This window comes from Burkholderia cepacia (assembly GCF_001718835.1).
In the GTDB taxonomy this organism is placed as follows: Bacteria; Pseudomonadota; Gammaproteobacteria; order Burkholderiales; family Burkholderiaceae; genus Burkholderia; species Burkholderia cepacia_F.
Genome location: NZ_CP013443.1, coordinates 57,111 through 76,106 on the forward strand (window position 1 = coordinate 57,111; position 18,996 = coordinate 76,106).

The 18,996-nt window shown below is 68.5% G+C and carries 19 protein-coding genes and 2 pseudogenes; 3 read left to right on the forward strand and 18 right to left on the reverse strand.

The annotated features are described in order from the left end of the window. Positions 1-137: 137 nt before the first annotated feature. From WT26_RS03515 to WT26_RS03585, 15 genes and pseudogenes are all read right to left on the reverse strand, one after another. Positions 138-1,268 carry a porin gene (locus WT26_RS03515; protein WP_059667740.1) on the reverse strand — a complete coding sequence of 377 codons (1,131 nt, stop codon included), beginning with the start codon at positions 1,266-1,268 and terminating at the stop codon, positions 138-140. A 367-nt stretch (positions 1,269-1,635) separates the two neighbouring features. Further along, positions 1,636-2,308 (reverse strand): annotated as a pseudogene (locus WT26_RS03520) (response regulator). A 13-nt stretch (positions 2,309-2,321) separates the two neighbouring features. Then, positions 2,322-3,689 carry a sensor histidine kinase gene (locus tag WT26_RS03525; RefSeq protein ID WP_059667758.1) on the reverse strand — a complete coding sequence of 456 codons (1,368 nt, stop codon included), beginning with the start codon at positions 3,687-3,689 and terminating at the stop codon, positions 2,322-2,324. Positions 3,690-3,777: 88 nt separating this feature from the next. Next, positions 3,778-4,635 carry an ABC transporter permease gene (locus tag WT26_RS03530; RefSeq protein WP_107938093.1) on the reverse strand — a complete coding sequence of 286 codons (858 nt, stop codon included), beginning with the start codon at positions 4,633-4,635 and terminating at the stop codon, positions 3,778-3,780. Between the two features lie 29 nt (positions 4,636-4,664). Further along, positions 4,665-5,462, reverse strand: coding sequence for an ABC transporter ATP-binding protein (locus WT26_RS03535; protein WP_027788757.1), 798 nt, complete (start codon positions 5,460-5,462; stop codon positions 4,665-4,667). Between the two features lie 121 nt (positions 5,463-5,583). Beyond that, the gene (locus WT26_RS03540) at positions 5,584-6,588 is read right to left on the reverse strand and encodes an ABC transporter substrate-binding protein (RefSeq protein ID WP_059528314.1); all 1,005 of its coding nucleotides are present in this window, start codon (positions 6,586-6,588) and stop codon (positions 5,584-5,586) included. Positions 6,589-6,753: 165 nt separating this feature from the next. Further along, complete coding sequence (fliR, locus tag WT26_RS03545; protein WP_069272199.1) at positions 6,754-7,536, reverse strand: flagellar biosynthetic protein FliR; 783 nt, start codon at positions 7,534-7,536, stop codon at positions 6,754-6,756. Between the two features lie 29 nt (positions 7,537-7,565). Further along, complete coding sequence (gene fliQ, locus WT26_RS03550; RefSeq protein ID WP_021162238.1) at positions 7,566-7,838, reverse strand: flagellar biosynthesis protein FliQ; 273 nt, start codon at positions 7,836-7,838, stop codon at positions 7,566-7,568. A 19-nt stretch (positions 7,839-7,857) separates the two neighbouring features. After that, positions 7,858-8,619: a flagellar type III secretion system pore protein FliP gene (gene fliP, locus WT26_RS03555; RefSeq protein WP_027788754.1), complete on the reverse strand. Its 762-nt coding sequence runs from the start codon at positions 8,617-8,619 to the stop codon at positions 7,858-7,860. 36 nt (positions 8,620-8,655) lie between these two features. Then, entirely contained in the window at positions 8,656-9,207 is a 552-nt protein-coding gene (fliO, locus tag WT26_RS03560) for a flagellar biosynthetic protein FliO (RefSeq protein ID WP_069272200.1), read from the reverse strand. Further along, positions 9,204-9,698: a flagellar motor switch protein FliN gene (gene fliN / locus WT26_RS03565; RefSeq protein ID WP_069272201.1), complete on the reverse strand. Its 495-nt coding sequence runs from the start codon at positions 9,696-9,698 to the stop codon at positions 9,204-9,206. The genes fliO and fliN overlap by 4 nt, the downstream gene beginning before the upstream one ends. Further along, complete coding sequence (gene fliM, locus WT26_RS03570; RefSeq protein WP_059687930.1) at positions 9,691-10,689, reverse strand: flagellar motor switch protein FliM; 999 nt, start codon at positions 10,687-10,689, stop codon at positions 9,691-9,693. Before fliM ends, fliN begins: the two co-directional genes overlap by 8 nt. A gap of 22 nt (positions 10,690-10,711) precedes the next feature. Then, on the reverse strand, positions 10,712-11,248 hold the full coding sequence (fliL, locus tag WT26_RS03575; RefSeq protein WP_069272202.1) for a flagellar basal body-associated protein FliL: 537 nt from the start codon (positions 11,246-11,248) through the stop codon (positions 10,712-10,714). Between the two features lie 195 nt (positions 11,249-11,443). Continuing rightward, positions 11,444-12,166, reverse strand: coding sequence for an LrgB family protein (locus WT26_RS03580; protein WP_069273678.1), 723 nt, complete (start codon positions 12,164-12,166; stop codon positions 11,444-11,446). A 34-nt stretch (positions 12,167-12,200) separates the two neighbouring features. Continuing rightward, positions 12,201-12,659, reverse strand: coding sequence for a CidA/LrgA family protein (locus WT26_RS03585; protein WP_069272203.1), 459 nt, complete (start codon positions 12,657-12,659; stop codon positions 12,201-12,203). A 134-nt stretch (positions 12,660-12,793) separates the two neighbouring features. Here WT26_RS03585 and WT26_RS03590 point away from each other — a divergent pair, with 134 nt between their 5' ends. Then, positions 12,794-13,717 carry a LysR family transcriptional regulator gene (locus tag WT26_RS03590; RefSeq protein WP_069272204.1) on the forward strand — a complete coding sequence of 308 codons (924 nt, stop codon included), beginning with the start codon at positions 12,794-12,796 and terminating at the stop codon, positions 13,715-13,717. Between the two features lie 12 nt (positions 13,718-13,729). Here the strand turns inward: WT26_RS03590 and WT26_RS03595 are convergent, their stop codons facing one another. Together WT26_RS03595 and WT26_RS03600 are read right to left on the reverse strand one after the other, a co-directional pair. Beyond that, positions 13,730-15,292, reverse strand: a complete 1,563-nt coding sequence (locus WT26_RS03595) for a DHA2 family efflux MFS transporter permease subunit (RefSeq protein ID WP_059527864.1) — start codon at positions 15,290-15,292, stop codon at positions 13,730-13,732. A gap of 157 nt (positions 15,293-15,449) precedes the next feature. Then, entirely contained in the window at positions 15,450-15,938 is a 489-nt protein-coding gene (locus tag WT26_RS03600; RefSeq protein ID WP_069272205.1) for a MarR family winged helix-turn-helix transcriptional regulator, read from the reverse strand. Positions 15,939-16,102: 164 nt separating this feature from the next. On the opposite strand from WT26_RS03600, the gene WT26_RS03605 reads away from it, so the two are divergent. Continuing rightward, entirely contained in the window at positions 16,103-16,390 is a 288-nt protein-coding gene (locus WT26_RS03605; RefSeq protein ID WP_069272206.1) for a multidrug ABC transporter ATPase, read from the forward strand. A 249-nt stretch (positions 16,391-16,639) separates the two neighbouring features. Beyond that, a pseudogene (locus WT26_RS03610) lies at positions 16,640-18,157 on the forward strand (efflux transporter outer membrane subunit); the annotation flags it as partial. 45 nt (positions 18,158-18,202) lie between these two features. On the opposite strand, the gene gspN reads toward WT26_RS03610, so the two are convergent. Beyond that, entirely contained in the window at positions 18,203-18,991 is a 789-nt protein-coding gene (gene gspN, locus WT26_RS03615; RefSeq protein WP_069272208.1) for a type II secretion system protein N, read from the reverse strand. Positions 18,992-18,996 lie beyond the last annotated feature (5 nt).

Sequence of the window (18,996 nt, forward strand, 5' to 3'; positions counted from 1 at the left end):
GCGCGGCGGGCGGGCCGGAACAGGGGACGAAAAAAAGGGGCACGGACGACGCGGTGCGCCGGCGTGCCCCGAGGGAGCATGCGTGAATGAGGGTCCCGGGCAGGGCGCGAGGCGCCCCGCACGGGGTCGGAAGAGGGTCAGAAACGCGTGCGGATGCCCGACGTCAGTTCGAGCTGGTTCTTCGCGCCGAACGTCGACGCAGCCGTGTAGCCGCCGTGCAGCTTCATGTAGTCGCCGGCCAGGTACACCTCGGTGCGCTTGCTCAGGTGATAGAACACCGACCCGTAGATCGTCTCCTTGAAGCCGTTGGCGACGCCGTTGGTCAGGCTGAATGCGCCGAGGTTCGCGTTCGGCGTGAAGCCGTCGGCGTCGTTCGCGGCGTTCTTGATGCGCATCTGCTGGTAGCCCAGCTCGTAGTCGAGCGCGCCCTTCGGCGCGATCTTCATCGACACCGTCCACGAATCGTCGTGACGCTGGCCGAGCGCGCCCTGGTCGCCGTTGTAGCGGAAGTAGCCGGCGTTCAGGCGCACGATGTCGAACGTGTAGTTGCCGCCGACCGAGAACGTCTGGTTGCGGTAGCCGTTGTGGTTCACGTGGTTGTAGAAGCCCGACACGTTGAACGGCCCGCCGTTGTAGCCGAGCGCGGCCTGGTACGCGGAGCCGGTCGCGAACGAGGTCGAGTTGCTGAACTGGTAGCCGGCGCTCGCGAAGATGCCGTTGCTGAACAGCTTCTTCCACGCGACGCCGTTGTTGTAGCGCGTGCCGGTGGGGCCGGCCGCGTAGAAGATCATCTGCTTGAAGTTGTTCGAGTTGGTCCAGCCGCCTTCCTCGGTCGACAGTTTCGCGGAGCCGTACGGATCGCCGTAGATCGCGGCCGAATCGCGCGCGATCGTGTTCTGGAAGCCGGCCGTCAGCTTGCCGAAGCGATCGTCCTCGACGCCGACCCACGCGTCACGGTCGAAGATCTGGCCTTCGTCTTCCATCTGGCCGTTCGCGACCACGAATTCGCTTTCGAGGCGGAAGATGATCTTCGTGCCGCCGCCGATGTCTTCTGCGCCGCGCAGGCCCCAGCGGCTGCCGCTGAACCACGGCTCGCCTTCGTTGCCCATCCCGATCACGTGATTGCCGTTCGCGTCGGCATGGGTCCGGTAGGTCGGAAAGCTCAGGTCCATCAGGCCGTAGAGCTGCACGCTCGACTGCGCGTGCGCGTGGGTACCGGCGCACAGGCCGGCCGCCGCGATGGAAAGGGCAAGGGTTTTTCGTTTCAAGATCGTCTCCTCCGAGCTGCCGCATTGAAATCTTGTCGTTTGCAGTACGTAATGTCTGCCGACTCTTGCCGGCCACAGCGAGAGGGCCGACGCGTAGCATCGTAGGTCGGGCAACCCTTCGCGCCGCTTTCGCGGGCTGGTGGATCGGATCGGTGAAAACACCGAACGACAGCGGTGCACCGGAGTCCTGAAGGGCGCCGAGGCCCGCGGGACGGGGCAGAGCGGGATCGTGGCGCCGCGCAGGCAATCCCGGCATGTGTGCGTGAATACAACAGTGAGCGGGCCGCGATCGACCGTATTGGCCTGCAATCCGCGGGGCGTGCGCAAGCGCTGCCGCGCCGGCGGCAGCCCGTGGGGTTACGCAGCGTCAGCCTTGCGCGGTCTTCATGCGCAGGATGTAACCCAGCCCGCGCAGCGTGATGATCTCGGCCGTGCTGCCCGCGAGATGCTTGCGCAGCCGGTGGATGTAGATGTCGATCGCGTCGGCGCTCGGCTCGTCGTCGAGCGCGAACACGCTGTCCATCAGCCGCGCCTTCGACACCGTCTTGTTCTGCTGCAACATCAGCGTCTCGAGGATCGCGTGCTCGCGGCGGCGCAGCGCGAGCACCGTTGCAGCGGAATTCGCGCGTGCCGAACGCATAGACGAGATCGCCGCACACGAGCTGGGTCGTGCCGACGCCGGCCTGCCGGCGGATCAGCGCGCGAATCCGGGCGACCAGTTCGCGCGATTCGAACGGCTTCACGACGTAATCGTCGGCGCCCGCGCCGAAGCAGTCGACCTTGTCGTCGACCGAGCCGTGCGCGGTCAGCATCAGCACCGGCACGTTGTCGTTGCGGCGCCGCAGCCGCGCGAGCACCTCCTTGCCGCTGATGCCGGGCAGGCGCATGTCGAGCAGCACTGCGTCGTAGCGCTCGGTCTTCAGTACCGTGTCCGCGCGCTCGCCGTCGCCGACGGAATCGACCGCGAAATCCTCGCCGCGCAGCAGGTTCACGATCCAGTGCGCGAGTTCGGCGTTGTCTTCGACCAGCAGGAGTTTCATGACGGCTTTCTCTTCAATCGTAGGCGGGCAGCCGTACGGTCACGACGATACCGCGATTGCCGGGCCCCGGCGCGAGCGACGCGCTGCCGCCGTGCGCCTGTGCGATCTCGCGGACGATCGCGAGGCCGAGGCCCGAGCCCTCGGTGTCGGCCGACACGCGGTAGAACCGCTTGAACACGTGCGGCCGCGCTTCGGCCGGGATGCCGGGGCCGTTGTCGACCACCTCGAGCACGATCGTGTCGCCGTCGCGGCGCGCGGCTACCGTCACGCAGCCGCCGGGCTGCGTGTAGCGCACCGCGTTGTCGACGAGATTCATCACCAGCGCGGTCAGCAGGCTGTCGCTGCCGGCGACGTCGAGCCGCTCGCCGAGATCGGCGCCGAGATCGATATTGCGCCGCTGCGCGAGCACGATCGTTTCCTCGAGCACGCTCGACACCACGGCCGCGAGATCGACGCGATGGGTCAGCAGCGTCGACGGCGTGGCCTCCGCATGCGCGAGCAGCAGCAGCTTGTCGGTCACGTCGGCCATCTTGCGGCTGCTGCGCTGCATGCTGTCGAGCACCGACGCGAGATCCGGATCGTCGTGCCCGCGCTGCTGCGCGTACTGGATCTGCGTGTCGAGCACCGCGATCGGCGTGCGCAGCTGGTGCGCGGCATCCGCGATGAAGCGGCGCTGCGTGGCCGTGTGCGTGTTCAGGCGTGCGATGCACTGGTTGATCGCATCGACGATCGGCCGCAGCTCGTTCTGCAGCCGCTCGGGGCGGATCGGCTCCAGCTCCATCGGCCCGCGGTCGGCCACGTCGTCCTTCAGCTTCATCAGCGGGCGCATCTCGAAGGTGAGGCCGAGGTACACGAGCCCCATCGCGAGCATCAGCATCAGCGACAGGCGCACGAGCTGCGGCCGCCAGATCGTGGCGACCATCGCGCGATGCGAGCGCGTCGTCTTCGCGACGACCACCGTGACCGTCTCGACCTGCCCCTCGTCGTACAGCTGGCGATCGTAGGCCACCGCGCGCAGCGGCACGCCGTCGAGCGACGTGTCATACAGCGTCGGCTCGACGCCGTGCCGCGCGGGCACGTCGAGTGCCGGCGTGCCCGCGAGCAGGCGCGCGTGGCCGTCGATCACCTTGTAGAACACCGAATCGCGCGACGGCGATTCGAAGATCTCCAGCGCGGCCGGCGGCACGTCGGCGACCGGCAGCCCGTTGCGCCATTCGATGTCCTCGCCGATCGTGCGCGCGGACGCGACGAGCGCGCTGTCCTGCACGAGCCCGGCCGTGGTCCGAGCGGTGTCGTACGACATCGCGGCCGCGATCAGCACGAACACCGCGAGCGGCAGCAGCAGCCACCACAGCAACCGTCCGCGCAGGCTGTGCGCCATCCTGTTGCGCTCCTTCTCCGAAATGCCGAACCGCGCCGGGAGCGCCGGCGCGGTCGGAAGTGTCATGTCAGGCGTTCGCCGGCGGCGTTCAGAACGCCGCGGGGCGCCACTTCAGCAGCCGCTTCTCGAGCCACGTCAGCAGGTAATCGGCGGCCAGCGCGACCACGGCCAGCACGATCATCGCCGCGAACACGCCGCTCGCGTTGAACGCGCCCTGGGCGGTGGAGATTAGCAGGCCGATGCCCTGCTTGGAACCCAGGAATTCGCCGACGACCGCGCCGACCAGCGCGAAACCGAAGCTCACGTGCAGGCTCGCGAGAATCCACGACAGCGCGGACGGGATCACGACCGACGTCGTGATCTGCCGGCGCGACGCGCCGAGGATCTGCGCGTTCGCGATCAGGTAGCGGTCGGCTTCGCGCACGCCCTGGAACGCGTTGCCGAACACGACGAAGAACACCATCACGACGGCCAGCGCGATCTTCGACGCCATCCCGAGGCCGAGCGCGATCACGAACACGGAGCCGAGCACGACGCGGGGAATCGAGTTCGCGATCTGGATGTACAGCCCGAACACGTCGGCCATCAGCTTGTTGCGGCCGAGCACGATCCCGCAGATCACGCCGGCCACCGAGCCGATCAGGAAGCCGATCGTGGTTTCCTCGAGCGTCACCCACACCTGCGTGAGCAGCGGCCCCTGCGACGTGCCGTTGACGAACCAGTCCTGGATCTGCGCGAAGATCAGCGTCGGCTGCGAGAAGAAGAACGAATCGATCCACTTGAGGCGCGCGGCGAGTTCCCAGCCGCCGAGCACGACGACGAGCACGGCGATCCGCAGGCCGATGATCAGTTGCCGGCGGCGGCGCAGCCGGGTTTGCGCGGCGCGCGACTCGTCCTCGAGCGACGTCGCCGGAATGGCGGTGGGGGGAAGCGTCATGTCGGTCATGCTCCTGTCCTATCCTGTCCTTGCTGCTGTCAGCCGATCTGCACTTCTTCGCGCAGGTCGTGCCAGATGTCCTTGGAAATTTCGATGAAGCGCGTGTCGTAGCGAATCTCCGACGTGACGCGCGGGCGCGGCAGGTCGATCTCGTATACGCGCTTGAGCGTCGCGGGCCGCGCGGTCAGCACGAACACGCGGTCGGCGAGCGCGATCGCCTCCTCGAGATCGTGCGTGACGAACACGACCGAGCCCTTGTTCGCGGACCACAGCTGCAGCAGCTCGTCCTGCATCAGCGTGCGCGTCTGCATGTCGAGCGCGGAGAACGGCTCGTCCATTAGCAGGATTTCCGGCTGGTTGATGAAGGTCTGCGCGAGCGCGACGCGCTTCCTCATCCCGCCGGAGAGCTGGTGCGGGTAGTGTTTCGTGAACTTGTCGAGGCCGACCTTGCGGATCCATTCCTCGGCCTGCGCGTAGGCGACGTCCTTCGAGCGGCCGCGAAACAGCGGGCCCGCCGCGACGTTGTCGATCACGTTGCGCCACGGGAACACGGCGTCGGCCTGGAACACGAAGCCGATGCGCGGGTCGATCCCGTCGACCGGGCGGCCCATCACGCGCACTTCGCCCGACGCGGGCTTGAGCAGCCCGGTGATCAGGTTCAGCGTCGTCGACTTGCCGCAGCCGGTCGGCCCGACGATCGCGATGAACTCGCCGCGCGCGACGCTCATGCTGAAGTCGCGCAGCGCGACGGTGGCCTTGCCTTCCGGCGAAATGAAGCGGCACGACACGTTGCGAAACTCGATCGCCGGTGTGCTCGGGGAGACTGCCTGGTTCATCGCATTCGTCCTGCGGGTGAGGAGGGCGCCGCATCGTGGCGACGCCGGGCCGGTCAGCCGGGCCGGAACGGGGCACGCAAGGCGGCGGGATCGCCGCCGCCCGCGCCGCTGCCGGGATCGATTACTTCGCGTTCACGAAATCGTTGGTATAGGTGCGTGCCAGGTCGATGTGCTTGCCCTTCACCGACGGATTGAACGCCGACAGCACCTTCAGCACGGTTGCCGGGCCGTCGGCCGGCATCTTCGCGTCGGCGGTGTACATCGGCAGCGACGCCTTCAGCGCGCTCACGTACAGCGCCTTGTCCTTCTGGTAGTCGGCCGGCATCTTCGCGGCGATTTCCTCGGCGCTGTGCGTGTGGATGAACTGCATCGTCTTCGCGAACGCGTGCGCGAGCTTCGTCGCTTCGGCCTTGTGCGAATCGGCCCACGCCGACTGCACGTACAGGCTCGCGGCCGGATAGGTGCCGCCGAGCGCGGCGCGCGTGCCTTCCAGCGTGCGCAGGTCGACCAGTACCTTCGCGTCGCCCATCTTCTCGAGCGCGGACACCGTCGGCTCGGTCGTCATCCCCGCGTCGATGCGGCCCTGCTTGATCGCGGCGATGAAGCTTGCGTCGGCGCCGACCGGCAGCATCGTGTACTGGGTCGACGGCACGCCGTGCTGCAGCGCGAGATATTGCGTGAGGAAGCTCGTCGACGAGCCGAGGCCCGTCACGCCGAGCGTCTTGCCCTTGGCGTCGGCCATCGACTTGAAGGCGGGCGCGGCCTTGGTCGACACCATCTCGACTTCGCCCGGCACCTGGCCGAACACGGCGATCGCCTTCACGTCCTTGCCCTTGCTCTGCAGGTCGATCGTATGGTCGTAGAAGCCGACGACACCCTGCACGGCGCCCGCCAGCAGTTCGTTCTCGGCGTCGACGCCGGCCGGCTGCGACAGCAGCTCGACGTCGAGCCCTTCGGCCTTGAAGTTGCCGAGCTCCTGCGTGAGCCGCGCGGGCAGGTAGATCAGCTTCGCGATCCCGCCGACCATGATCGTGATCTTGCCGCCGTCGTCGGCGAGGGCGGGGTGGGCGGCGAGCGCGCAGCTCAGGCTGGCTGCCACGGCGAGGGTGCGCAGGATGGGTCGCATCGGGTCGTCTCCGTTCGTTGTATTCGTCTGGCGCGATGCTTGCTGCATCGTTGGGACGAGTATAGGGAGGCGAAACCTTCCGCAACCTTTCGCGGGACGGTGGAACCTTTAGGGGTTTTCCAGCAACGGGGGGCGGAACAGGCGGGCAACGGGGGCGGGACGCGCTCAGCGCCAGCCGATCAACACCCGCCCCATCGCATCGATCCCCATGTCGAACAGGTGCGACACGAACGGCACGAGGTTCGGCACCATCAGCTGCACGAGCAACAGCCCGACGAACATCGTGACGGGAAAGCCGACCTGGAACACGCCGATCTGCGGTGCCGCGCGGTTCAGGATGCCGAGCGCGAGGTTCGTGATCAGGAGCGCCGCGACCACCGGCAGCGACAGCAGCAGCCCCATCTCGAATACCGTCGTGCCGAACGCGGCGAGCGTGCGCCAGCCGGGCGCGTGCAGCAAATCGGCCGACACCGGCAACGACTGGAACGACGCGGTGAGCGCGGCGAACACCTGCAGGTGGCCGTCCACCGCGAGGAACGCGAGCATCGCGACCGCGTTCAGGAAGCGCCCCATCACGGGCGTCGCGCCGCTCGTGTGCGGATCGAAGAAGGTGGCGAAGCCGAGCCCCATCGACAGCCCGATGAAGTCGCCGGCCGCCTCGACGGCCGCGAACACGATCTGCATCGTGAAGCCCATCGCGGCGCCGATCAGGAATTGCGTGACGAGGATCCAGATGCCCTGCGCGGAGAACACGGTGACGTCCGGCAACGCGCCGAGCGTCGGCGCGACGACCAGCGCCATGAACGCGGCGAGGCCGATCTTCGCGCGCGCGGGCACCGATGCGTGGCCCACGACGGGCGCGGTCGCGACGAGCGCGAGCATCCGCACGAACGGCCACAGGAACGCCGTGAGCCAGCCGTTGAGCTGCGCGTAGGTAACCGAGAACATCGCCGCCGGATCGTGCGCGTGCGCGCGGCTCAGCCGACGCCGAGCGTCGCGACGTGCAGCAGCGTCTGCCGCAGGTAGTCGAGCATCGTCGTCATCATCCACGGGCCGGCGATCACGAGCGTCGCGGCGACCGCGAGCAGCTTCGGGATGAACGACAGCGTCGCTTCGTTGATCTGCGTCGCGGCCTGGAACAGGCTCACGACGAGGCCGACCGCGAGCGCGACCAGCAGCAGCGGCGCCGAGAGCAGCAGGCCGACCATCATGGCCTGGTGCGCGAGGGTCATCACCTGTTCGGGCGTCATCGTGCGTTTCCTCCGCGGCTTACGTGAAGCTCTGCGCGAGCGAGCCGATCAGCAACTGCCAGCCGTCGACCAGCACGAACAGCATCAGCTTGAACGGCAGCGACACGGTGGACGGCGACACCATCATCATCCCCATCGACATCAGCACGCTCGCGACGACCATGTCGATGATCAGGAACGGGATGAAGACCGTGAAGCCGATCTGGAAGCCGGTCTTCAGCTCGCTCGTGACGAACGCCGGCACCAGCAGCGACAGCGGCACGTCTTCCGGGCCCTGCATCGGCGCGGCCTTCGAGATCTTCGCGAACAGCGCGAGATCGGTCTCGCGGGTCTGCTTCAGCATGAAGGTCTTGAACGGCGCGACGCCGCGCTGCACGGCCTGCTCCATCGGCATCGAGCCGTCGGAGAACGGTTTGTAGCCGTCGTTGTAGGCCCGGTCGAGCACCGGCGACATCACGAAGAAGGTGAGGAACATCGCGAGGCCGACGAGCACCTGGTTCGGCGGCGTCGTCGCGGTGCCGAGCGCCTGGCGCAGCAGCGACAGCACGATGATGATGCGCGTGAAGCTCGTCATCATCAGCAGCATCGCCGGCAGGAACGACAGCATCGTGAGCAGCAGCATCGTCTGCACGCTCAGCGAATAGGTGGTGCCGCCGTGCGGGCCCGGGCTCGCGTTGAACGCGGGCAGGCCGTTTGCCTGCGCGCACGCGAGCGCGGGGGCGAGGCAGAGGATCAGCACGGGCGCGAAGCGCGCCGCGCGATGCAGGAATGCGTGTTTCATCGGAATGCGGTGAGTGGAAGGGCGCGCGAGCGCATCTCAGCGGTCCTTGCCGCGACCGAGGCGCTTCGCGGCTTCGCCCGCGAGCGCGTCGCGAAACCGCGAGCCGAACGTGCCGGGCAGGCCGTCGCCGGCAGCGGGCGCGGAGGCCGGCGGCGCATCGGCCGCGACGGCCGCACCGGCGGGCGCGGAGCCGGCCGGCAGCGCATGCAGCAGTCGCACGTTGCCCGGTGCGACGCCGAGCACGAGCCAGGTGTCGCCGATCTCGACGATCGTCGCGCTTTCCTTGGCGCCCACCGCGACGCTCGACACGACCTTCAGCGGGCCGCCGCGGCGCACGTGCTGGAAGCCGAAGCGGCGCGCCAGCCACGCGCACGCGAACACGAGACCGATCACGACCGCGAGCCCGACTAGGGTCTGCAGCATCGCGCCGATGCCCAGCGTCGGCGCGGCCGAACCGACCGTCACGCTCGACGCGATCGCCCCGGCGTGGTTCACCGCGTTCATGTCGGCGGCGCTTGCCGCCTCGGCGACGAACGCGGCGAACGCGGCGAACGCAACCAGACGGCGGCCCGACGGCGCGAATCTCATCGATTCAGCTTCCGGATGCGTTCGGCCGGCGTGATGATGTCGGTCAGACGGATGCCGAACTTGTCGTTGACGACCACGACCTCGCCCTGCGCGATCAGGCAGCCGTTCACGAGCACGTCCATCGGCTCGCCGGCCATGCCGTCCAGCTCGACGACCGAACCCTGCGCAAGCTGCAGCAGGTTGCGGATCGCGATCTTCGTGCGGCCGAGCTCCACGGTCATCTTGACCGGGATGTCGAGGATCATCTCGATGTCGTTGTGCGTCGAGCTGGCTGCGGCCTTCGACAGCGGCTGGAACACGCCGGCGCCCGTCGCGCCCGGCGGCACCGGCTGCTGGTTCTGCTCGGCGAGCGCGGCGGCCCAGTCGTCCAGCCCCTGCTCCTCATCGGCGTCGGCGGCAGCCGCGGGCGCGGCCGCGGGCGCCGTCTCCGCGAGTGCGGCGTCAGCCAGCGCCTGCGGGTCGAGGTCGTCCGTCTGGTTCAGCTCACTCATATCCACCTTCCTTCATCGAGTCGCCCGCGCTGATCATCTTCTGCACGCGCAACGCATATTGACCATTGAAAATTCCGTAGCCGCATTCCATCACCGGCACGCCGTCGACCTTCGCGGTGATCGTGTCCTCGATCTCCAGCGGCAGCACGTCGCCCGCGCGCAGGTTCAGGATCTTCTCGAAGGTCGACGAGATCTCGGCGAGATTCGCGGTCAGCTCGACCTCGGCGGCCTGCACCTGCTGCGACAGCACGCGCACCCAGCGGCGGTCGACTTCGAGCGCCTCGCCCTGGATCGGCGACGCGAGCACGTCGCGGATCGGTTCGACCATCGAGTACGGCATGCAGATGTGCAGCGTGCCGCCCGTCGGCCCGAACTCGATCGAGAACTGCGTGACGATCACGATCTCGTTCGGCGTCGCGACGTTCGCGAACTGCGTGTGCATCTCCGAGCGCACGAATTCGAACTGCAGCGGCCGCACGCTCTTCCACGCGGTCGTGTAGTGCTCGAACACGAGGTTCAGCAGCTTGCCGATGATCCGCTGCTCGGTGGCCGTGAAATCGCGGCCCTCGACGCGCGTGTGAAAGCGCCCGTCGCCGCCGAACAGGTTGTCGACGACGAAGAACACGAGGTTCGGGTCGAACACGAACAGCGACGTGCCGCGCAGCGGCTTCACGTGCACGAGGTTCAGGTTCGTCGGGATCGGCAGGTTGCGGGTGAACTCGCTGTACTTCTGCACCTTCACCTGGCTGACGGAGATTTCCGCCGTGCGCCGCATGAAGTTGAAGATGCCGATCCGCAACAGGCGCGCGAAGCGGTCGTTGATGATCTCGAGGCCCGGCATCCGGCCGCGGACGATCCGCTCCTGCGTCGCGATGTTGTAGGGGCGGACGCCCGATGTGTCGCGCTGCTCGTCGACCGAATCGGTTTCGCCCGTGACGCCCTTGAGGAGGGCATCGACCTCCTCCTGGGACATGAACTCCTGGTGGCCCATACGCGCTCCTTTCGCGGCCGCGTTACTGGACGACGAATTCGGTGAACAGCACGTCGTCGACCTTCGCGCGCTGGTTGCCCGGCTGCGTCGGCTGCTCGATCAGGCCCTTCAGCTCGCCGGCGAGCGCGCGCTTGCCGTCCGGCGTCGCCAGATCCTCGGGATGCTTGTTCGACAGCGCGAGCAGGATCCGGCTGCGAATCTCCGGCATCCGCGCGGTCAGTTGCTCCTGCGCCTTCGGGTCGGTGAGCTTCAGCGACAGGCCGACGCGCAGGTAGTGCTGCGCGCCGTCGTCGGACTGCAGGTTCACGGTGAGCGGGTCGAGCGGGAAGAACACCGGCGCGGCAAGCGGCGCCGGCTCGGCGGGCGTGCTCGCATGGCCGACGCCTTCCTTGCTCAGGAACACGTACATGCCGCCGGCTGCGGCGGCCGCCGCGCCCAGCGCGATGACGGCGATGAGCGCGATGCGCTTGAACTTGCCGGACGAAGCCGGCTTGTCGGCGGTCGGGTTTGCAGTCGTGGAGGCCATGTGAATGCGTGCGTGATGTCTCGTAGCATGCATTGTTCGGCATCCGGGCCGAGCCCGATGGGTGGAAAAGAGGGGGGATTTGCGGCTATCTCAGCCGATTGTCGGGCGGGCGGGGCGGTGAGGGGCGCAGCGACGGGCAGCCGGAGGGCCGGCAACGGCAAAGGGCCGGGCGGGCGCCGGCAGCCGCGATCGGCCGGGCGGCCGCGCCGGCGTGCCGGGCGGCCGCCGTCAGATCGGCAACAACGACAGCAGCGGCGCGATCAGCACCATCGCGACGCCGGCGATCATCATCGTGAGGCTCGACACGACGCCTTCCTCGCTGCCGATCTCGCGCGCCTTCGCAGTGCCCACGCCGTGGGCGGCCGCGCCGAACAGCGCACCGCGCGCGAGCCGCGTGCGCATCGGCACCAGCGCGAGCACGATCTCGCCGAGCAGCATCCCGCAGATGCCGGTCGCGATCACGAAGAGGGCGGTGAGATCCTTCGGCGCATGGATCTTGTCGGACACGGCGAGCGCGAACGGGGTCGATACCGAGCGCGTCATCAGCGAGCGCTGCAGCTCGGGCGACAGGTGCAGCAGCTTCGCGAGCAGCAGCGACCCGCACACGCCCGCGCCGATCCCGACCGCGACGCCGACCGACAGCGACAGCCAGTGGCGGCGGATCAGGTCGCGGTAGTCGTAGATCGGCACCGCGAACGCGATCGTCGCCGGGCCGAGCAGCCACATCAGCCAGCGCGTGTCGCGGAAGTAGACCGAATAAGGGATGCCGGTCAGCAGGACCAGCAGCACCAGCACGCCCGGCACGAACACGAGCGGCGAGAACAGCAGCGTTTTCCTGTACGCGTAGAGCCGCTTCGACGCGAAATACAGCGCCACCGTCAGCACGAAGCAGCCGACGGAGATCGCGGTATTCACCTGGTCGGCGGACAGGCTCGACAGCGGGGCGAGCATGATCGGGGTTCCGTCGGCCATGGATCGGGCGGAATCAGGCGTGCGCGCGGCGGCGTTCGGCGAACACGCGCTGCGCGGCGAGCCGGCGCTCGAGCTTCGCGGCGAGGTCGACGGCGACGGCCACCGCGACCATCACGAACGCGGTGCCGGCGAGCATCACCAGCGCGATGCGCCAGCCGTCCTCGCGGAACAGCCCGCCGTACTGGACGGCCGCGACGGCGGCCGGCACGAAGAACAGCAGCATGTCGGACAGCAGCCAGTTCGCGCCGTCCTTCACCCACGCGGGCGCGACGCGGCCGGAGAACAGCAGCACGAGGAGCACTGCAAGGCCGATCACGCCGGACGGAATCGGCAGCCCGATCCTGCGCACGGCCCAGTCGACCGCCATCCACAGCACGCCGAGCGCGGCGGCTTGCAGCACGATCCGGCCCGTGTGCGCGATGCTGCCCGAAGCGGCGGGGCGGGCGGCGGGAGCGGCGGTCGGCTTGGTCATGGCGGGCTCCATCAGATATTGCGTTGATGGTGGGAGTATAGGTTTCCCCTAACCATAAATAAAATGACTTGTCTCTATCCTTGTTATTCCAATTCGGAATTCAACGACCGTTGCACCAATCTGGGGAGGCGCCGATGGAATTGCGCGCACTGCGGTACTTCGTCGAGGTGGTTCGCCAGCAGAGCTTCACGGCGGCCGCCGACAAGCTGTTCGTGACCCAGCCGACCATCAGCAAGATGGTGAAGGCGCTGGAGGACGAGGTCGGTTCGCCGCTGCTGCTGCGCGACGGCCGGCAGATGGTGCTGACCGACGCGGGTCGGATCGTGTTCCAGCGCGGCCAGGACGTGCTCGCCGCGCAGGCGCAGTTGCAGTCGGAGCTGAACGATCTCGGCACGCTCGGGCGCGGCGAGCTGACGATCGGCATCCCGCCGCTCGGCGGCTCGCTGTTCACGCCGATCATCGCCGCGTACAAGCAGCGCTACCCGAACATCGAGCTGAAGCTGTTCGAGCAGGGCGCACGGATGATCGAGGCCGCGCTGACGTCGGGTGAGCTGGAGCTGGGCGGGCTGCTGGAGCCGGTGGATCCCGGCACCTTCGAGCGGCTGCCGATGGTGCGCGCGCCGTTGTGGCTCGTCGCGCCGCGCGAGTCGCGCTGGGAGGATCACGCGGCCGTGCCGCTCGCGGATCTCGCGCGCGAGTCGTTCGTGTTCTACGCGGAAAGCCTCGCGCTGCACGACGCGGTGCTGGATGCGTGCCGGCAGGTCGGCTTCACGCCGTCGATCGTGAGCCGCAGCGGCCACTGGGATTTCATGGCCGCGCTCGTGCACGCGGGGGTCGGCATCGCGCTGCTGCCCGAGCCGTATTGCCGGCGGCTCGACGCGGGCCAGTTCACGTGCCGGCCGATCGTCGAGCCGGAAATCACGTGGGCGATCGCGCTCGGCTGGCTGAAGAAGGGGTATCTGTCGCACGCGGCGCGCGCGTGGCTCGACGTCGCGCGGGCGACGCTGCCCATCGCGCCCGGCGACGATCTGGCATTCGGCGGGTTGCGGGCGCGGTGATCCGGCGCGCGCTCAATGCCCCATCGCCGGCCCGGCCCCCTTCCTCGGCTTCGTGATCCACACGAGCGCCGCGAGCGCGCCGAACATGAACGCCGACAGCAGGAAGAAGTCGTTGGTCGCCATCATGAAGCCCTGCTGCGTGACGAGCTGGTTGAGCTGCGCGTTGGCCGTCTGGCCGACGATGCCGAGCTGCGACAGCGCGCCCTGGTAGTCGGTCGTGCTCTGCGCATACACGCTCACCGATTCCGACAGCCGCGCGTGGTGGTAGATCGCGTCGTTCTCCCAGAACGTCGAGCTGGCCGCCGTGCCGATCGCGCCCGACAGCGTACGCAGGAAGTTCGACAGCCCCGACGCGCTCGCGAGCCGCTCGTCGGAGATGCTCGACAGCGTGATCGTCGTCATCGGCACGAAGAAGCACGCCACGCCGATCCCCTGCACGAGACGCGGCAGGATCACGTGGCTGAACGGCACGTCGAGCGTAAACGTCGAGTTCCAGATCGACACGCCGGCGAACACGATGAACGCGAAGCTCGCGACCATGCGCAGGTCGAGCCGGTGCATGTTGCGGCCGATCAGCGGCGACAGCACGAGCGCGAGCAGCCCGACCGGCGCGGTCGCGAGGCCGGCCTTGCCCGCCGTGTAGCCCATCACCGTCTGCAGCCACAGCGGAAAGATCACGACCGAGCCGAAGAACGCCATGAAGCCGAACGAGATGATCATCGCGCCGAGCGCGAAGTTGCGGTCCTTGAAGAGCGACAGGTCGACCACCGGCTCCTTCTCGGTCGCCTCCCACACGAGCATGAACGCGAGCGACACGACCGCGATCAGCGCGAGCGCGACGATGAAGGTCGAGTTGAACCAGTCGCGGTCCTTGCCGAGGTCGAGCATCATCTGCAGGCACGACACGCCGATCACGAGCAGCGCGAGGCCGATCGCGTCGATCCGCTGCTTCGTCGTCTTCGTCTCGCGGCCGCGCAGCAGGAAATATGCGCAGGTCGCCGAGAAGACGCCGATCGGCAGGTTGATGTAGAAGATCCACGGCCACGTGTAGTTGTCGCTGATCCAGCCGCCCAGCAGCGGGCCGAAGATCGGCGCGACGATCACCGTCATCGCCCATAACCCGAGCGCGAGCCCGCGCTTCGCGGGCGGGTAGCTGCGCATCAGGATCGTCTGCGAAAGCGGCACCATCGGCCCCGACACGAGGCCCTGCAACAGCCGGAACGCGATCAGCGTCTCGAAATTGGTCGCGAGGCCGCACAGCGCCGATGCAATCGTGAACGCGAGCACCGACAGCGTGAACAGCCGCACCTCGCCGACCCGACGCGCGAGCCAGCCGGTGAGCGGCACCGCGATCGCGGACGCGACCGAGTACGACGAGATCACCCAGGTGCCTTCGCTCGTCGCGACGCCGAGGCTGCCCGAGATGGTCGGCACCGCGACGTTCGCGATCGACGTGTCGAGCACTTCCATGAAGGTGCCGAGCGCCAGCCCGACGGTGAGCAGCGCGAGTGCGCCGCCGGACAGCGGAGCGGGTTCGGCGGCGGGGGAGGCGGCGGATGCCGTGGTGGCGGACATCGGAATCTCCTAGACGCGGCGCGCGCAAAGCGCACGTCGGGCGTGCACGGCCGAGAACGACGGGAAATACGTGGAGCGGAGCGTATGACGCGTCATCTTCTGCCCAGACAGATAAATAAGCGAACGCTTAACCAAAATGTCGACGCCTCGCGCAGCGTCAGCGGTCCGGCTCGCCGGACGAATCGCACCCGAGGATGCCGGGGCTGTTCGCGATGAAGCGCTGCAGCAGGCCGGTGAGCGTCGCGAGCTCGTCGGCCGAGAAGCCGTCGAGCTGCGCGTTGAGCGCGGTCGCGATCAGCGACGGCAGCGCACGGGCGGCTTCGGCGCCGCGTTCGGTCAGCGTCAGCTCGATCATCCGGCGGTCCTGCTCGCTGCGCGAGCGGGCAATCAGCCCCTTGCGTTCGAGCCGGTCGAGCATTCGGGTCATCGAGCCGCTGTCGTACGACATCTTGCGGGACAACTCGAACGGCGTACGCGCATAACCACGCGACAGCAGCAGGATCACGCCGATCTGCTGCGCGGTGAGGTCGAGCGGCTCGAGCGCGCGATCCATCCGCTCGACGAGCGCCTGCTTCGCCTTCGACAGGTAATAGCCGAGGCTCGTTTCCAGCGCGATGTTCTCGGGATCGTAGAGGCCGCCGGTCATGCGATTGCGCGCGCAGCAATAGTGCCTTGTCGGAAAAACGCGCCCAGTATCTTGAAAATTGATTGCTTAGTCAATATTATTCGAGACTACCAGTTACGACGTGCATGCTGCACTGCCGGAGACTATGTTCTGACCGATTCGCCCGCGCTGCCGGGCACCCGAGGATGTTCGCGATGCTGTTCCTGAAAAATGCCGCCGGCGCGCTGCGCCGCAACCTGACCGATACCGCTCACCATGTGTTTTCCGGGCCGCACCGCGGCTGGAAGATCGCGCTGTACGTGACGATGCTGGTGGTGCCGGGCGGCTCGCTCGCGGCGCTCGGGGTGGCATGGTTCGATCATCGCCGGCAGCGCAACGCGAAGGGGGCACGCAACGGCGAACGCAAGGCGGCGGCCGCCACGGAGCCGTCGTCATGGCGCGCGGCCGCCATCGAACCCGCACGCTGCCACTGACTCACACTCACCGGCCGGCGCCTGCCGGCGAGCGGCGCGCCCCGCGTGCGCCATCCGCCGCAAGCGATCCGTAATGCCCGGTAACCCGGCCTGCCGCGCCGGTAACACATTCCTGTCGCCGCGCACCGTACCCTTTGGGCTGCGCAGCTATCCCGCCGTCAGTTACCATTTGTCCGCCAGCGGCCTGCCGGCCGCATCGCGCGCCCGCGTGCCCATGCCCCGGGCCGCGCCCAGACAGGAATCACACGCATGCCGTACGTCCCATCCCCGCGCGACCGCCGCCCGCTCGCCGCTGCCGTCGCGTTCGCGACGGCCGTGCTGCTCGCCGGCTGCGCCGTCGGGCCCGACTATCACCGGCCCGACACGTCGATCCCCGCCGCATACAAGGAAGCGCCGGCCGGCTGGAAGGTCGCGCAACCCGCCGACCGCGCCGATCGCGGCCCGTGGTGGACGGTCTACAACGATCCGCAGCTCGATGCGCTGATCGGCAAGCTCAACGCATCGAACCAGACCATCGCGCAATCGGCGGCCGCTTACCGGCAGGCGCGCGCGCTCGTCACCGAGGCGCGTGCCGCGTATTTCCCGACCGTCGGGCTCACCGCGTCGGGCTCGCGCGCCCGCACGCCGCGCACGTCGGTGTCGTCGGGTTCGTCGTCGAGTTTCGGCAGCGGCTCGTCCGGCTCGATCAACAACAGCTACAGCGTCGGCCTCGACGCGAGCTGGGAACCCGACCTGTGGGGCAAGGTGAGCCGTACCGTCAGCGCGCAGCGCGCCGGCGAAGCGGCGGCCGCGGCCGATCTCGCGAACGCGCGGCTGTCGCAGCAGGCGCTGCTCGCGCAAACCTATTACCAGCTGCGCACGTCCGATGCGCTGCAGAAGCTGCTCGACGACACCGTGAAGTCGTACCAGCAGTCGCTGACGCTCACGCAGAACCAGTACGCGCAGGGTGTCGCCGCCCGCGCGGACGTGATCCAGGCGCAGACGCAACTGCAGAGCGCGCAGGCGGCGTCGATCGACAACGGCGTCGCACGCGCGCAGTACGAGCATGCGATCGCGACGCTGATCGGCGAACCGGCGTCGACCTTCTCGCTGCCGCCGAATCCGCTCGCGGCCGAGCCGCCGATCACGCCGGTCGACGTACCGTCCGCGATCCTCGAACGCCGGCCCGACATCGCGGCGGCCGAGCGCCGTGCGGCGGCCGCGAACGAGCAGATCGGCGTCGCGATTTCCGCGTTCTTCCCGACGCTCACGCTGTCGGCCACCGGCGGCTTCCAGAGCTCGGTGTGGTCGCAGCTGTTCACGCTGCCGGCACGTTTCTGGACGGTCGGCCCGCAGCTCGCGGCCACGCTGTTCGACGCCGGGCTGCGCGCCGCGCAGACCGACGCCGCGCGCGCGACCTACGACCAGGACGTCGCAGCGTATCGCCTGGCGGTGCTCACCGCGTTCCAGGACGTCGAGGACAACCTCGCGTCGCAGCGCATCCTCGCGCAGGAAATCGACGTGCAGCGGCAGGCCGTCGACAGCGCCGAGCACGCGCTCGCGATCGTCACGAACCAGTACAAGGCCGGCACGGTCGCCTACCTGAACGTGCTGACCGCGCAGACCACCGCGTTCACCGCGCAGCAGAAGCTCGCGACGATCGCCGGGCAGCGGATGGTGTCGTCGGTCGGGCTCGTGAAGGCGCTCGGCGGCGGGTGGAACGTCTCGGAGATGGCGCGCGAGACGGGCGGCGTGGCCGCGCCTGCGCCGGCCAGCGGCGCGGCGGCCGTGCCGGTTGCGCAGAAGTGACGTGAAATGCGCGCGGCGCGCGCGTCAGCGCTGCGCGTCGCCGAAGATCAGCGAAACCTCGTTGTTCCCGATCGGGTGGCCGAGCAGGTTCAGGAGCCCCGCGAGGTTCGCCTGCTGCTCGGGCGCCGAATGCGCAGTACCGCGGAACGATCCCTGGCCGGGGCCGAAGTTGCCGTGGCCGTCGAGAAACAGCGGGCCCTGCGTCGTCGACAGGTCGAGATCGGCGCCGGCCCCCTTCGCCTGCAGCACCGCGCGGTACGAACCGAGCGGCTTCACACGCGACACGCGCGAACTCATCGAGTCGATCGTCACCGTCAGCTGGCCGAACGCGTTGTTGCCGATCAGGCGCCAGTCGCTCCAGCCGAGCCGCACGTCGCCTTGCAGGTCGAGCGTGTTGAACGGCGTGCCGAGCCCCGCGAGCAGCGACGCGGGCACGGCCATCGTGCCCGCCGACAACACCGCGCCGCGCCACGTCGCATCGAGCGTGACCGCATCCGGCATCGCCTCGGTCTGCCGCATGCGCATCTGCACGCGCCCGGTCAGGAGCGGCCAGAAGCCCGTGGTCCATTCGACGCGGCCCGGCAGCAGCGTCGCCGCGCTCTGATCGGCCCCCGGCGCGAGCATCAGCGTGCCCGAACCGTGCCACAGCGACCCGTCCGGATCGACGAGATTCACGTGCCCGCCGGTCGCGCGCGCGAACTGCGGCGCGATCCACGCGGCCGGCGCGAGCGCGACGAGCGTCACCGCCGTCGCCAGTCCGCCCGCCGCGAGCCACGGCAACGCGGCCCCAAGCCGTCTCGACCACGGCCTCATCGGCC

Excerpts from the sequence above, each read along its gene's own strand:
- WT26_RS03525 (WP_059667758.1), bottom strand. The coding sequence starts at position 3,689 with ATGGCGCACAGCCTGCGCGGACGGTTGCTGTGGTGGCTGCTGCTGCCG.
- WT26_RS03530 (WP_107938093.1), bottom strand. The coding sequence starts at position 4,635 with ATGACCGACATGACGCTTCCCCCCACCGCCATTCCGGCGACGTCGCTC.
- WT26_RS03535 (WP_027788757.1), bottom strand. The coding sequence starts at position 5,462 with ATGAACCAGGCAGTCTCCCCGAGCACACCGGCGATCGAGTTTCGCAAC.
- WT26_RS03540 (WP_059528314.1), bottom strand. The coding sequence starts at position 6,588 with ATGCGACCCATCCTGCGCACCCTCGCCGTGGCAGCCAGCCTGAGCTGC.
- fliR (WP_069272199.1), bottom strand. The coding sequence starts at position 7,536 with ATGTTCTCGGTTACCTACGCGCAGCTCAACGGCTGGCTCACGGCGTTC.
- fliQ (WP_021162238.1), bottom strand. The coding sequence starts at position 7,838 with ATGACGCCCGAACAGGTGATGACCCTCGCGCACCAGGCCATGATGGTC.
- fliP (WP_027788754.1), bottom strand. The coding sequence starts at position 8,619 with ATGAAACACGCATTCCTGCATCGCGCGGCGCGCTTCGCGCCCGTGCTG.
- fliO (WP_069272200.1), bottom strand. The coding sequence starts at position 9,207 with ATGAGATTCGCGCCGTCGGGCCGCCGTCTGGTTGCGTTCGCCGCGTTC.
- fliN (WP_069272201.1), bottom strand. The coding sequence starts at position 9,698 with ATGAGTGAGCTGAACCAGACGGACGACCTCGACCCGCAGGCGCTGGCT.
- fliM (WP_059687930.1), bottom strand. The coding sequence starts at position 10,689 with ATGGGCCACCAGGAGTTCATGTCCCAGGAGGAGGTCGATGCCCTCCTC.
- fliL (WP_069272202.1), bottom strand. The coding sequence starts at position 11,248 with ATGCATGCTACGAGACATCACGCACGCATTCACATGGCCTCCACGACT.
- WT26_RS03580 (WP_069273678.1), bottom strand. The coding sequence starts at position 12,166 with ATGCTCGCCCCGCTGTCGAGCCTGTCCGCCGACCAGGTGAATACCGCG.
- WT26_RS03585 (WP_069272203.1), bottom strand. The coding sequence starts at position 12,659 with ATGACCAAGCCGACCGCCGCTCCCGCCGCCCGCCCCGCCGCTTCGGGC.
- WT26_RS03590 (WP_069272204.1), top strand. The coding sequence starts at position 12,794 with ATGGAATTGCGCGCACTGCGGTACTTCGTCGAGGTGGTTCGCCAGCAG.
- WT26_RS03595 (WP_059527864.1), bottom strand. The coding sequence starts at position 15,292 with ATGTCCGCCACCACGGCATCCGCCGCCTCCCCCGCCGCCGAACCCGCT.
- WT26_RS03600 (WP_069272205.1), bottom strand. The coding sequence starts at position 15,938 with ATGACCGGCGGCCTCTACGATCCCGAGAACATCGCGCTGGAAACGAGC.
- WT26_RS03605 (WP_069272206.1), top strand. The coding sequence starts at position 16,103 with ATGTTCGCGATGCTGTTCCTGAAAAATGCCGCCGGCGCGCTGCGCCGC.
- gspN (WP_069272208.1), bottom strand. The coding sequence starts at position 18,991 with ATGAGGCCGTGGTCGAGACGGCTTGGGGCCGCGTTGCCGTGGCTCGCG.